The organism is Enterococcus sp. DIV0240d, assembly GCF_051711245.1.
GTDB classification, from domain to species: domain Bacteria; phylum Bacillota; class Bacilli; order Lactobacillales; family Enterococcaceae; genus Enterococcus_D; species Enterococcus_D casseliflavus.
Genome location: NZ_JBIOMG010000001.1, coordinates 3,237,813 through 3,252,399, shown reverse-complemented (window position 1 = coordinate 3,252,399; position 14,587 = coordinate 3,237,813). Strand labels below are relative to the sequence as shown.

General features: G+C 44.9%; 11 protein-coding genes. 5 read left to right on the top strand and 6 right to left on the bottom strand.

The genetic code is table 11. From position 1 onward, the window contains the following. Positions 1-154: 154 nt before the first annotated feature. Positions 155-1,015 (bottom strand): MurR/RpiR family transcriptional regulator, encoded by an 861-nt coding sequence (locus IGJ25_RS15620; protein WP_005228070.1) that lies wholly within the window; start codon positions 1,013-1,015, stop codon positions 155-157. 216 nt (positions 1,016-1,231) lie between these two features. Between IGJ25_RS15620 and rpsO the strand changes: the two genes are divergently transcribed. From rpsO to celB, 4 genes are all read left to right on the top strand, one after another. Further along, positions 1,232-1,501, top strand: coding sequence for a 30S ribosomal protein S15 (rpsO, locus tag IGJ25_RS15615; RefSeq protein ID WP_005228072.1), 270 nt, complete (start codon positions 1,232-1,234; stop codon positions 1,499-1,501). Positions 1,502-2,147: 646 nt separating this feature from the next. Continuing rightward, positions 2,148-4,265 carry a polyribonucleotide nucleotidyltransferase gene (gene pnp, locus IGJ25_RS15610; protein WP_010749123.1) on the top strand — a complete coding sequence of 706 codons (2,118 nt, stop codon included), beginning with the start codon at positions 2,148-2,150 and terminating at the stop codon, positions 4,263-4,265. A 210-nt stretch (positions 4,266-4,475) separates the two neighbouring features. Then, positions 4,476-5,876 (top strand): glycoside hydrolase family 1 protein, encoded by a 1,401-nt coding sequence (locus IGJ25_RS15605; RefSeq protein ID WP_225000615.1) that lies wholly within the window; start codon positions 4,476-4,478, stop codon positions 5,874-5,876. 2 nt (positions 5,877-5,878) lie between these two features. Further along, positions 5,879-7,219, top strand: coding sequence for a PTS cellobiose transporter subunit IIC (gene celB, locus IGJ25_RS15600; RefSeq protein ID WP_010749125.1), 1,341 nt, complete (start codon positions 5,879-5,881; stop codon positions 7,217-7,219). A gap of 80 nt (positions 7,220-7,299) precedes the next feature. On the opposite strand, the gene IGJ25_RS15595 is transcribed toward celB, so the two are convergent. The 5 genes from IGJ25_RS15595 to mvk form a co-directional block, all read right to left on the bottom strand. After that, complete coding sequence (locus IGJ25_RS15595) at positions 7,300-9,222, bottom strand: heavy metal translocating P-type ATPase (RefSeq protein ID WP_225000614.1); 1,923 nt, start codon at positions 9,220-9,222, stop codon at positions 7,300-7,302. A 295-nt stretch (positions 9,223-9,517) separates the two neighbouring features. Beyond that, positions 9,518-10,558 carry a type 2 isopentenyl-diphosphate Delta-isomerase gene (gene fni / locus IGJ25_RS15590; protein WP_010749127.1) on the bottom strand — a complete coding sequence of 347 codons (1,041 nt, stop codon included), beginning with the start codon at positions 10,556-10,558 and terminating at the stop codon, positions 9,518-9,520. Beyond that, positions 10,555-11,637, bottom strand: a complete 1,083-nt coding sequence (locus IGJ25_RS15585; RefSeq protein WP_010749128.1) for a phosphomevalonate kinase — start codon at positions 11,635-11,637, stop codon at positions 10,555-10,557. Before IGJ25_RS15585 ends, fni begins: the two co-directional genes overlap by 4 nt. 36 nt (positions 11,638-11,673) lie before the next feature. Further along, the gene (gene mvaD, locus IGJ25_RS15580) at positions 11,674-12,672 is read right to left on the bottom strand and encodes a diphosphomevalonate decarboxylase (RefSeq protein ID WP_005228088.1); all 999 of its coding nucleotides are present in this window, start codon (positions 12,670-12,672) and stop codon (positions 11,674-11,676) included. After that, positions 12,665-13,597, bottom strand: a complete 933-nt coding sequence (gene mvk / locus IGJ25_RS15575; protein ID WP_010749129.1) for a mevalonate kinase — start codon at positions 13,595-13,597, stop codon at positions 12,665-12,667. The genes mvaD and mvk overlap by 8 nt, the downstream gene beginning before the upstream one ends. A gap of 305 nt (positions 13,598-13,902) precedes the next feature. Here mvk and IGJ25_RS15570 point away from each other — a divergent pair, with 305 nt between their 5' ends. Next, entirely contained in the window at positions 13,903-14,547 is a 645-nt protein-coding gene (locus IGJ25_RS15570; RefSeq protein ID WP_010749130.1) for a deoxynucleoside kinase, read from the top strand. Positions 14,548-14,587 lie beyond the last annotated feature (40 nt).

Sequence of the window (14,587 nt, the reverse complement as noted above, 5' to 3'; positions counted from 1 at the left end):
GTCCAGTTCATTCTACAATGGGGATCATTGCTTAGCATAAAAAAATAGAGGCTGATGACATTCAGCCTCTTGTCTTTGATTGGTAAAAAACGTTTCATCAATGGGTAGAGTCATCGCTTTAATAAAGAGTAGGAGGCTATAGCTCCCTAACATTTTACAAATACTTCTCACGAAAATCAGCGATGGCTTGGCGTGACGCATAGATATTTCGTGCCAGCTTTTCATTTTTACTTAAAAAGACATAGAAAAGGACATCGACCGCTAATAGGTGGGCGATGATTGAATTGGTAGCGGCACTCCGCTGGTTGGCTTCTTTGGAACGGGACACTTGCAGGGGAACATCCGCCAACTTCGTCAACGGATTGCTGCCAAAGCGGGTGAGTGACAGGATCGGAACGCCAAGATTTTTAGCGATTTCGGCTAAGTGAACCATCTCAGGCGTGTGTCCACTGTTGGAAATGACCCAGACCAGACTTTTTTTCTCGTTTTTGACAAGTTGCGGCAACAAGAGATTGTAGTCATTTTCAAACACGACGATCTTGCCTAAACGAGTCCATTTTTGTTGGATATCTTGTGCGATCAATGAGGAAGCACCGATTCCGCAGACAAAAATGCGTTCACGAGTCGCGATCAGTTCAGCGGCAGCCAACATCAGCTGTTCTTCTAATAATTGGGCCGTCTCATTCATGGTCACCTGGGCATTGTGGCTCAATTTTGAGGTGATGGCATGAAAGGGCTCGTTTAATTCAACATCGGCATAGCCTAAATGCTCATTGGCATTGTGGCGCAAGCCGGATTCGGCAGATAATTGTATTTTTAAATCTGTCAAACTAGCAAAGCCGGTTTTTTTCGCAAAACGTACAACGGTTGGTGCACTGATCCCAGTGGCTTCTGCTAATTGACTCGCAGTCATCGACGGCACTTTTTCAGGATTGGCCTCCATGAATGCGAAGAGTTTCTTCTCAGAAAGCGATAATTCATTTTTCATGCTCTCGATTCGGGAAAGAACGCTCATCCTTACACTTCCTTTAGATAGAGTAGTATCCTAAGTATAACATAAGTTTTGGAGGAGCTTTCAAAAGAAACGAAAAGAATAGGTAGATAAACTTGCTTTTTTACTTAGAATCAAGTAAAGTAATTACGTGTGAAAAGCACAGTACCTGTTACTTGGTTTAACGAATCACCAACGTTTTACTCAGTCGCAGGGGAAAAAGAAAAAGAGGTGAAAAACATGGCAATTTCAAAAGAACGCAAAAACGAAATCATCAACAAATTTGCACGTCATGAAGGAGATACTGGTTCTCCAGAAGTTCAAATCGCTGTTTTAACAGAAGAAATCAACCATTTGAACGAACATGCACGTATGCACAAAAAAGACCACCATTCATACCGTGGGTTGATGAAAAAAGTTGGACATCGTCGTAACTTATTAGCTTACCTACGTCAAAAAGACGTACAACGTTACCGCGAATTAATCCAAGCTTTAGGATTACGTCGTTAATCAAACAAAGAAAAGTGAGGTTCAACCCGAATCTCACTTTTTTGCTATGAATTACTGCGACTGAGCGGCGCAAGCCGCACAGAGCAGATGATGAATAGTACTAGGCGAGAGCAGCGAGCGTAGTGACCAAGCAGCGGAATCACTGCGACTGAGCGGCGCAAGCCACACAGAGCAGATGATGAATAGTACTAGGCGAGAGCAACGAGCGTAGTGACCAAGCAGCGGAATCACTGCGACTGGGCGGCGCAAGCCGCACAGAGCAGATGATGAATAGTACTAGGCGAGAGCAACGAGCGTAGTGACCAAGCAGTGGAATCACTGCGACTGGGCGACGCAAGCCGCACAGAGCAGATGATGAAACCTACTAGGCGAGAGCAGCGAGGGTAGTGACCAAGCAGCGGAATCACTGCGACTGCATTGTCGGCTAAAACAGCTGATGCAGTCTGACAGGTAAGCTCGAGCCATCTAAAAAGTGAAACACCAAAATAGCGGCCTTTTGACTGGTGAATCAAAAAGCGCAGCCAAAAAGAATTTTGGGTCCTTGTAAGCAGCATCCTACTAACCAAATGAAAGCAGCGGAACGCCATTCCGATTTTTTCATTTGTTTAGTAGTGACTTGCTGGGATCCGATGAAAAGGAGCAGAACATGACAGAAAAACAAGTATTCAAAACAACTTGGGGCGGCCGCCCATTAGAAGTAGAAGTTGGCCAATTAGCCAAGCAAGCAAACGGAGCTGTATTGGTTCGTTATGGCGACACGGTTGTCCTAAGTGCAGCGGTTGCATCTAAGGAAGCAAAAGATACCGACTTTTTCCCATTAACGATCAATTACGAAGAAAAAATGTATGCCGTAGGGAAAGTACCTGGTGGCTTTATCAAACGTGAAGGACGTCCAAGTACGGAAGCAACCTTGACTGCCCGCTTGATCGACCGTCCGATCCGTCCAATGTTTGCGGAAGGCTTCCGTAATGAAGTACAAGTTACAAACATCGTAATGAGCGTTGAACAAGATTGTACGCCTGCAATGGCAGCAATGTTAGGTTCTTCTTTAGCGTTATCTATTTCAGATATCCCGTTTGACGGACCGATCGCTGGTGTCGATGTCGGTCGGGTCAATGGCGAATATGTCTTGAATCCAACAGTAGAACAAGCAGAACAAACCGATATCGAATTGACAGTAGCTGGAACGAAAAAAGCCATCAACATGGTTGAATCAGGAGCGAAAGAAGTTTCTGAAGAAGACATGTTAGGTGCGTTATTATTCGGCTTTGATGCTATCAAAGAATTGGTTGCCTTCCAAGAAGAAGTTGTCGCAGCTGTGGGCAAACCAAAAATGGAAGTCAAATTGTTACAAGTAGATGCTGACTTGAAAAAAGAAATTTTCGACGGCTACTACCAAACAATGAAAACTGCTGTTATGACGGAAGAAAAATTGGCTCGTGAAGACGAGATCGATAAAGTCAAAGACACAGTGAAAGAAGTGTATGCAGAAAAATTTGCTGGACATGAAGAGGAAGCACAATTCTTGAAAGAAGTGAAACAAATCGCAGAAGATCTTGAAAAAGATGTGGTTCGCGAATTGATCACCATCGACAAGATTCGTCCGGATGGCCGTCAATTAGACGAAATCCGTCCATTGGCATCAGAAGTTGGCTTATTGCCACGTGTTCATGGTTCTGGTCTATTTACTCGGGGACAAACCCAAGCGTTGTCTGCGTGTACGTTAGCACCTTTAGGTGAACACCAAATCATTGATGGATTAGGGGTTGAAGAATCAAAACGATTCATCCACCATTACAACTTCCCTCAATTTTCTGTTGGTTCGACTGGTCGTGCTGGCTCACCAGGACGTCGTGAAATCGGTCATGGTGCATTAGGCGAACGTGCCTTAGCACAAGTGATTCCTGATGAAACAGACTTCCCTTACACAATCCGTCTTGTTGCAGAAGTATTAGAATCAAATGGTTCTTCTTCTCAAGCAAGTATTTGTGCAGGAACCTTAGCATTGATGGATGCAGGGGTACCAATCAAAGCACCAGTTGCAGGTATCGCAATGGGACTTGTATCTGATGGTAAAAACTACACGATCTTAACGGATATCCAAGGCTTAGAAGATCACCTTGGCGATATGGACTTTAAAGTTGCTGGAACCAAAGATGGGATCACTGCGTTACAAATGGATATCAAGATCCAAGGAATCACTGAACAAATCTTGACAGAAGCATTAGATCAAGCGAAAAAAGCACGGATGGAAATCTTAAATGAATTGACATCAACATTGGCTGCTCCTCGTGAAGAGTTAAGCCAATACGCACCGAAGATCGAAATGATCCAAATCGATCCTGCGAAGATCAAAGATGTAATCGGTAAAGGCGGCGACACCATCAATGGCATCATTGATGAAACTGGCGTGAAAATCGATATCGATCAAGACGGAAAAGTTTCGATTGCTTCTGCTGATGCAGAAATGATCCAAAAAGCCATCAAGATCATTGAAGAATTGACGAAAGAAGTAAAAGTTGGCGAAGTGTACCTTGGGAAAGTTGTCCGTATTGAAAAATTTGGTGCGTTTGTCAACTTGATCAAAGGCAAAGACGGCTTAGTTCATATTTCACAACTTGCGAACGAACGGGTCAACAAAGTGGAAGACGTTGTCAAAGAAGGCGACGAAATCTTAGTGAAGGTTACAGAAATCGACAAACAAGGTCGTGTGAACCTTTCAAGAAAAGCACTATTGAACGAAGACAAAGCAGAGAAAAAATAAGCTGCTACTTCTAAATCATAAGCAAAGTCTAGGAAACTGGACTTTGCTTTTTTTGTGTCTAAGTAGCAGCTCTTCAAGAGGGTCTTACTTGACAGGAGTTATTTTTTGCGTTACCGCGAAAAATAAGAGATAATTCAGAATATTGTCTTTGCTATGCAAGCAATAATTCTAAGATGTCAAACGCATCTTATTTAGGATAAGGAGTACGATATGAAACAAACATTTCCAACCGATTTTTTGTGGGGAGCATCGATTTCCGCGCACCAAACCGAAGGGGCGTATCAAACCGACGGTAAGGGACTGAGTGTCCAAGATACTCGTCCAAGAGACAACCATGAGATCGCAGATTTTACAGTGGCTGTCGACCATTACCACAAGTACAAAGAGGATATCGCCTTGTTAGCAGAAATGGGGATCAAAATTTTCCGCTTTTCGATCGCTTGGTCGCGAATTTTTCCAGAAGGGCGCGGTACTATTAATCAAAAAGGCTTGGATCATTACAGCGATGTCATTGATGAATTGCTGAAACACGGGATTCAGCCCTTTGTGACGCTGAACCATTTTGACTTGCCGCAAGCATTGGAAGAAGAAGGCGGCTGGACAAAACGCAGCACCGTTGAGGCATTTGCCGCATATGCCAAAACGCTGTTTACAGCCTATGGGGATCGAGTGACGCATTGGCTGACGATCAATGAACCAAATATCATGCTGCTGGTGGATCAAAAAATATTAGGGAAAAAGATTCCATTATCAGAAAAATACCAGCAATTTCATCACCTGATGATCGCTGAAAAATATGCCTTCGAAGCGTGTCATGAAATCGTTCCAAATGGCAAAATCGGACCGGTGCCGAATATTTCGTTGGTCTATGCGGCGACTAGTCGACCAGAAGACAACCAAGCAGCGTTGTACTTCAACAGTGTCCGGAACTGGGCTTACCTTGATTTTGCCTGCTTCGGTCGTTACAACACGGTCTTTCAAGATTATTTGAACCAAAACGGGCTCACGATTGACTTTGGTCCGGAGGATGAGGCGTTGATGAAACGGGCGCTGCCTGACTTTGTCGCGATGAACTTCTACTCCACAGTGACAGTGGAGCAGCCGACGGAAGCCGGGGATATGAAAAACGGTATCAGCGATCAGCAAAGTGAAGACATTATGGAGCGTGGTTTTTACAAAGGGTTCACCAATACGTTCTTGAAGAAAAATGCCTTCAATTGGACCATCGATCCCTTGGGGCTGAAAACGACGTTGCAGACTCTTTATGATCGTTACTACTTGCCGATCATCATTACCGAAAACGGCTTAGGGGCAGAAGATCATCTAGAAGCAGATGGCACGGTTCATGATCCGTACCGTATCGATTATTTGTCGCAGCATATCAGCCAATGCTTAGCCGCGATCAATGCTGGGGTGGATCTGATCGGATACAGTCCGTGGTCTGCCATTGATTTGATCAGTGTACATGAGGGGATTCGAAAACGGTATGGCTTCATTTACGTGGATCGCAATGATGCACAGGAAAAAGAACAAAAACGAGTGAGAAAAGACAGCTTTTATTGGTATCAAAAGCTGATTGAAGAAGGGGCGATCCCTTCGTTGGAGGAGTAACGATGACAAGTGTTTTTACCTTTTTAGAAACGCGTTTGATGCCGCCTTTGAATAAGTTGGCGAATTTACGCTTTATTCGCGCAATCATGCAAGCAGGGATCATTACGGTCCCTTTTACGATCGTCGGATCGATCTTTTTGATCATCAATAATTTACCGCAGATCATTCCACCACTGGCTGGCTTTTTCGAACAAACGATTTTACGATTTTCACCGCTTTATAGTGTCGTGACCACGATGTCTGTCGGCTCGATTGCTGTTTTTTATTGTTTAGCAACAGGGTATTATTTAACTGAGATTTATCATAAAGAAGATCATTTGACTATGAGCAGTTTTGTAGGGGCGTTATTAAGCTTGTTTGCCTTTTTAATGACGATCGTCCAAGTCGATATCACAGATGGTGCAGCTCAATTGCTGCAGTCAGAAAGCGAAACTGCCATTGTTTACAATGGAATCGCCATAGGCGGTTGGATCACACGCTTTAGCGGGGTAGGCATCTTTATTGGGATCATCACCGCAGTGCTTGCTACGGCGGTCTATCGTTTTTGTGTAAGAAGAAAGATCACCATCCAGATGCCTGAAGGAGTTCCCGATGGAGTCAGCAAGGCATTTGCGTCATTGATCCCAGCGATTTTGATCGCCTTTTTGATGGTGGCGATCAACGGGGTACTGGCGGTTTTCCACACGGATCTTCACGGATTGCTGTCCAAACCATTTGAATTCGTGAAAGAGTTGACGGGTTCTTGGTTAGGAATCATCGTGATTATGCTCCTTATCCATCTCTTATGGGCAGTGGGGGTTCATGGGACGGCTGTTATTAAAAATAGTTTCATCAATCCCATCCTGTTGGTGGCTCTAACAGAAAATATCGATGGTGCCAATAATATTTTTGCTGGGGATTTCGTGAACATGTATATTTTTATGGGCGGCGCAGGAAGTACGCTTGGATTGGTTTTATTGATGCTGTTTGTGGCAAAATCACAACAGCTCAAAGTCTTAGGAAAAGCAGCGATCTTACCAGGGCTTTTTAATATCAATGAACCAGTGATCTTCGGGGCACCGATCGTCTACAATCCGTATTTGATCATCCCCTTTATCATAACCCCTTTGATCAACGTCACGATTGCTTACTTTGCTAGCTCATTTGGCTTTGTCGATAAAGTCATTACTGGGATTCCTTGGATCTCGCCAGTCGGAATTGGGGCGTTTTTAGGAACCGGTGGTGATTTCCGAGCCATCCTGATCGCTTTGATCAACTTAGGGGTTTCCATTCTCTGCTATTATCCATTCTTTAAGATGTACGATGGCAAACTCTACACGGAACAACTTGCCAATCACGCATAAATAGGAAAAACAGCAAAACGCCCGTTGATGGACTTCTAGTGAAGTGCCAACAACGGGCGTTTTTCTAATGCAAGTAGTGATCACGTATGCAAAGACTGTTGATACAAGACGCAATCATCACAATCTTTGCGAGTTGGTTTGGCTTGCTGGGGTGTTTCTTTGTGTAATGGCAAAAGCATACGCAACCCGTTTAAGATAACTAAGATCGTGCTTCCTTCATGACCCACGACCCCTAGAGGCAGCGTGAGAAATTCAAGGAAGTTTGAAGCGATCAGCAACAAGATGACGCTGATAGAAAAGACGATGTTTTGTTTGATGATCCGCTGTAATTTTTTAGCCAAACGGTGACTGTCGACCAAGCGCAGCAAATCATTTTTCATCAAGACGATGTTCGCCACATCCATTGCGACGTCGGTTCCTTCGCCCATCGCGATCCCCACACTTGCGGTCGCTAAGGCGGGGGCATCATTGATCCCATCACCGACCATCGCATTGATTTTGTAGGTTTCTTTCATTTCTTTGATCCGAGTGGTTTTCTCATCAGGCAGGCAATCACTTTCGTAGTCAGACAAGCCGATTTCTGCTGCGATCACTTTAGCAGTACCTAAATGATCACCCGTCAGCATCGTCGTGTGAATCCCCTGCTCATTGAAGTAGGCAAGACTCTCACGAGCTTCAGGACGGGGCTGATCCAATAGCGCTAAATACCCTGCTAACACACGGTCACGATTGATATAAATCAAGGTTTTTCCAGCTGCTTTCAATTCGTGGATGCGGGTTTGCTCACTGGCAGCAACAGAGGTTAGATCGACTTCTTTTCCAATCGTCCAATGGGCAGCTTGGTAAGTGGCGGCTAGACCGACCCCCGCTTGTTCTTCCACGGCTAATTCCAACGGCTTTTCATCATGAAAATACGCCAAGATCGCTTCAGCCAATGGGTGATTTGATTGTTTTTCCATCCCGACGATCAGTTGGGGAATAAAGGGTTCATCCAGCAACAGATGGACATCAGTGACAGCAGGTTTGCCGCGAGTCAGCGTTCCGGTTTTGTCAAAAGCGATCGCTTTTACATTGGCAAAGGCATCTAAGGCTTGTCCGCCTTTGCATAAAACGCCCAAACGAGCAGCGTGAGAAATAGCTGCTAAGGTCGCAGGAGTAGCAGAGGCGACTAAGGCACAAGGAGATGCCACCACCAGTAAAACCATACCGCGATAAAAGCTTTCTTGGAACCCCCAATTCGTGAAAAACGTACACAAAACGATCATTAGCGGGACGGCGATCAGGACGATCGGCACATAGATCCGTTCGATTTTCTCTATCAAGGTCGCCGTTTGACTTGGCATTTGCTGTGCTTCTTCCACCAATTGAATGATTTTTGCAAAGCGGGTGTTTTCACTCGTTTGAGTAACTTCAATGTACAATGGCTGCCCGAGGTTGATGGTTCCGCCAAAGACTTCACTGCCTAAACGTTTCTCGACAGGAATGGATTCGCCACTGATGGCCGCCTCATCAACGCTGCTGTTTCCTTGGATCACGATACCGTCGATCGGGATCGCACTGCCTTTTGCCACCATAATCGTATCTTTTAACTGAAGGGCTTCTACTGGTACTTCGACGAGCTCGCCACTTTCAATCATTTTTAAGGCAGTCGTTGGTTGCAGTGCCATTAATGAACTGATTTCTCGCGTACTTTTGTTGGTCGTATATTCCTCAAGGGCACCGCTCAAACAAAAGATAAAGGTCAGCATCGCCCCTTCAAACCAATGACCAATGATACAGGCACCGATGGCGGCTAATGCCATCAATAGATCGACGTTCAACCGTTTGTCGTGCACCAATTCTTGCGTGCCTTCCCAGGTTTGTTTCCAACCACCAGCAAGAATCGCTAACAGATAAGGGACAAAGCTATAAGGAATGGAAAAAGATGCCATAAGAAAGCCAGTTGCCATCAAAAGCAAACAAGCGATCGTTGAAAAAACAGCCGACGATTCTGATTTACTCATAAGAAACGCCTCCTTTTGAATGTAGTCTAGGAATGAAAAACCGATCCTTTTCTCAAGAAATAATCGATTGTTCCTCCCTCAACTTGAGCATAGCACATTCGAAAACAAGATGGTAAAAAAACAACGTACCTGATAATGAAAGTGATTATCAAGTAGCGATTAAATAACGTTACTATCCAAATGATAAATGGAAACTTACTATTATAGAAAAAAGAACACAAAAAAAAAGCAGTACAATAAAAAACGAATTGTACTGCTTTTACTTATTTGATGTGGTAGTCAGCGATTGGATCGCTTAACGCAAACTATACTTTGCTAAGGGAATCTGACGTGCTTCACACCACTCTTTGACAGCACCAGAAAAAATCAGCTGAACCTTGGTAAGGTCTTTGGTGCTTGTCTGTCCTGCCATTGTGTAGAGCAGCTGCAGCTGTTCCTTCCATGATTGTAAGGTGGCGATGGTTTCTTCTTTGCCTTTTGACAAAAGCAGCACGAGGATCGTGGCGGATAGTCCTACGCTATCGGCACCAAGGCAAAGTGCTTTGAAGATATCGTAAGCATCCCGAACCCCGCCTGAAGCGATGCGGGTAAAGGGCTGTTGGATCTCATTTGCTTCCAGCAAGGAAATCACGGTGGATTGACCAAAGGTGTCTAAATACGCCAATTCACGTTTTTTTCGACGAGCATTTTCGATTTGAGTAAAACTTGTGCCGCCGCTGCCAGCAACATCAATCGTTTGTACGCCGATCGCCAGTAACTGCTGGATCGTTTCACGGGACATCCCAAAGCCGACCTCTTTTACGACAACCGGAACGGCAACAGAAGCCATCGTTTTTTCCAATAAGGACAGCCATTGGCTGAATTGACGATCGCCTTCTGGCATCACTAATTCTTGCGGTGCATTCAGATGGATCTGCAAGGCATCGGCATCAAAGAGCTCCACTGCCCGCTGTGCATTTTCAACGGGACTGCCCGCGCCAATATTGGCTAATAAGAAGCCGTCAGGATTGGCTTTACGGACGATACGGAAAGAATCGGCGACACTTGGGTCTTTTAAGGCAGCCGAAACGGAGCCGGTTGCCATCATCAACTCACAGGCTTGTGCGATCTCTGCTAACTCTTGATTGATTTTTAAGGTTTTTTCACTGCCGCCGGTCATGGCATTAATGAAAAAAGGGCTGGAAAATGAGCGGTCAAAGACAGTCGTCGCAATTGACACATCAGCCACGTCAATTTGTGGAAACGACTGGTGAACCAAGCGAACTGCATCAAAATCGTTGCTGTGTTCTTTATGGAACGCTTTTGCTAAGGAAACATGTTCATCTTTTCGATTCATGATAGGTCCTCCCGGTAATGGTAAACATGCAGCGGCAAGGGGGTGATCTCGGCTTTTTCCCACGCACTCATCAATGGTAAAATACCGGTTTTTTGGTCAACGATCACGATGCCGCAATCGCCGCCGCCGGCACCGGAAGATTTGGCTGCACCACAATAATTTTCTGCTAGATCACAGAGCTTTTTAAGTGCTGGAGTTTCAATCGGCACACCAGTCAGTGCGGACAACTCCCGCAGGAGCTTTCGATTTTCCGTGATCATTTTTTTGATCGTGCGACTGTCTTCATTTAAGAAGCCGTCGATCAATCGATTGACGCAGTCTTTGCTGGCTGCTAAAAAGGCCGCATAGGCGTTTTCTTTTTCTTCTTTGGATTGATAGACTTGATCCACTAAATCAGAGGTGGAGGCAGGAGAGCCTGTCCAGCCAATCAGCAGTCGAAGAGATTTCGGAACCGTCAAGGGACGGATCGATAATCCTGGCCAATCGAAAGCGATCAATTCTGTTAAGGTATGGTCTTTTTGTTTGGTTAAGACCCAGTCGTGATCGAAGGTTGAAAAAGCGATCCAGCCGCCATAGCAAGAGGCCGCAATATCACCGCACGACCCATTGCCTTGAACAGCGAGATGGGCAAGAGCCGCAATTTTGAATTGGGTCAACCGATCCATTTCCATTTGATAGTACAGATTCAATGCTTTGACCGTGGCAACAGTCACGGCACCGCTGGAACCGAGGCCATATTTGCGACCATTCGAGTTATCCAGTTCACTGGTCACTTTTAAATCGTAAAAGGAAAGGGGAATGCCTTTTTCTTGGGCATATTTTTCCGTCAGACGAATGGCTGCCAAAATATAGTGGAACGGGTTATCCCGGTGGTCTAAGACTAATTCGCCTTTGCGACGGGTCCAGCGAATCGGCAGGTCGCTGTATTGGGCAGACTGGATGCTGCCATTTTTACGGGCCTCTTCAACAGTGACCGTGATAAATTGGTCAACGGCAACGATGATTGCAGGATGACCTGGTTCGACAACGGCGTATTCACCAGCAATAAATAGTTTTCCAGGAACGGATAGTTCAATCATTTCGACACTCCTAATCGATGGCTTCTTAATGGCTTCTTAGTTGATGGGGGAAGATTCTTCCACCGGTAAAAAGGCTAATCCTTTGCCCGCATGAGCAGTTACTAATTGTTCTGAGGCAAAGTGAGCACTTAATTCACGTAAAATCGTTTGTTCTTCTTGTTTTTGGCATAAAACTTTGACATTGGGACCAGCATCCATCGTGAAATAGCAAGCCAATCCTTTTTTTCGCAGCATTCGGACACATTCCATAGCTCGTAAAGATTCAGAAGACCAATAAGTAAAAGGTGGTTCGGCGGCTAAGGTCGTTCCATGCATTTTCAAGGCGTTGGCCTCGGTCGTTTCACCTAAAGCAGTAAAGTCTTTTTCGGCAATCGCTTGTTTCATTTTCACGAGATCGCTCGCAGTGGCAGAAAGCCAGCCTGGATAAAAGCTCGATGTTTCAACGGTTCGGCGCATGCCCTCACGACTGGAGACTTCTTTGGCTTGTGCGTTGATCAAAATAAAGATCATACTCAATTCTTCTTCCCAGCCATTCGACGGCACTTGGGTGGCAAAAGAAGTCTCATCGGTGCCTTGATGCCATTCAGCAAAGCCGCCGTAGATACTCCGACAAGCCGAACCAGAACCGCGACGGGCCAAACGGGATAACGCTTGCTCCGACAAGTTTAAGTCCAGTGCTTCACTACAGGCACCCGCCAATGCCGCTAATCCGCTGGCAGAAGAGGCAAGTCCAGCAGCGGTTGGGACGAAGTTTTGACTTTCCACCGTGGCATACCACGGGCAGTCCGCTTTTTTTCGTACCAGATCCAAAAAGTCCGCAACTTTTTTGGTGGCAGCGTCTGTTTGCACCACACCATCCAATGTAAAGCGATCCTGTGTAAAATCGGGTGAAAAAGCCACCGTTGTTTCTGTGTAAAAAGCATCGAGGGTCAGGGACAAACTATTGTTCATCGGTAAAATGAAGGTTTCGTCTTGTTTTCCCCAATACTTGATCAATGCGATATTCGTGTAGGCACGAGCCTTTCCCTTATACATGTTCATAAACTCCTAATCCTTGTATCCATGCCGCACGAGCGCCATCGGACAATAAAATACGGCTGATGTTCTCAGCCTGTTCCTTCGTTTTGGTTAGTGCGATCATACAGCCGCCTCGGCCCCCGCCGGTCAGCTTCGCCCCATAAGCCCCGTGTGCCAATGCTGAGGAAACCAACTGATCCAGTTGCTGATTGCTGACCCCTAACTGCTGCAGTGCCTGATGGGCATTGTTCATGCTTTCGCCTAATATTTCTAATTGATTGGCTATAATTGCCTCTTTGGCTCTTTTGGTTTCGATCCCTAAACGCTGGATCGCTTGACTGGCCAGCTGCTTGCTGGTTTCAAAAAGATGGGCGACACTTTTGACAGCTTCTCTCGTTTGCCCTTTGATGCCAGTATCAGCGACGAGCAAATAACCGTCGATCGTGAGGGGAAACGAAGTGATGGGATGCCCTTTGATAAAGTAAATGGCATCCGTCCCACTAGCTGCTGCAGCATCGATCCCGCTAGGATTGCCGTGAGCGATTTTTTCAGAAAAGTTGACATAGGTCATCAATTCTTCTTTTGTAAAATCTTTTTTGATCCAATCAAAAAAAGCGCGAGTCAGTGCAACAGCGACCGCCGCGCTAGAACCCATTCCCCGTTCAGAAGGGATGGTGCTGACGATGGAGGTTGCAAAAGGACCCGTGTGGAAATCTTGTTGCAGACGATGCAGCAAGTCTTTGACATTTTTTAAGTGGCTGGGGACTTCTTCAAGCAGACCGTGATAGTAACTTGAAATCAAGGTGTTTTTTTCATTTGCTGTGATCTCGACTTGTACTTTTGCTCCCGCAAAAGGGAAAGCAATTGCTGGTTCACCGTAAACAACTGAATGTTCACCCATTAAGATGATTTTTCCTGTAGCTATGCCAGTACCAATTGACATTATTTTCCTCATTTCTCTAGGGAGCTTACCCCACATGATTCATTTATCGTTTGTCAGTCAATTGTAACTATCTCCTGACAAAAACACAATTTAATTAAAGATCCTTTCCTATTTTACTAGAAGAAGGCTCTTTCGTTAAGCATTCCGTATGAGATTTCAAAAAAAAGCAAAAATCTTTAAACTTTTATTGAAAAACTTCTTGATTTGTGCTTCAAAAGTTTCAGTTGACGGCACAAGATATAGTATTGTATAGTTGATATCGCAAATGCAACATACAATATTTAGTGATGAGTGAGTTGGGGGATATGAGCGTGATCGTATTAGCAGGAACGATTGGTGCCGGTAAATCAAGTTTGACCGCATTGATCGCCAATCATTTTGGCAGTCAAGCCTTTTATGAATCGATCGATGACAATGAAGTGTTACCATTATTTTATGCAGATCCAAATAAATATGCGTTTTTACTGCAAATCTATTTCTTAAATAAACGATTTGAAAGTATCAAGCAAGCTATGAAAGACGACAATAACGTCTTGGACCGTTCCATTTATGAGGATTCACTGTTGTTCCATTTAAATGCGGACCTTGGGCGAGCAACCGATACCGAAGTCAAAGTCTATGATGAATTGTTAGCCAATATGTTGGAAGAGCTGCCGTATGCAGCCCACAAAAAGCATCCAGATCTTTTGGTGCATATTCGCGTTTCTTTTGAAACGATGTTGGAGCGTATTGAAAAACGCGGACGGGAATACGAACAATTGACCTTTGATCCTTCGTTATACGACTACTACAAAGAGTTGAACAAACGCTACGATCAATGGTACGAAGAGTACAATGAGAGTCCAAAGATCCAGATCGATGGCGATCAATTCAATTTTGTCGAAGACCCGCAAGCGGCACAGGCCGTTTTAACAATGGTGGAAGATGCTTTGAAAGACGCCCGCAAATAGCAATGGCCGATACAGCCAGAAAAGTCCTTTGATTGGGCTT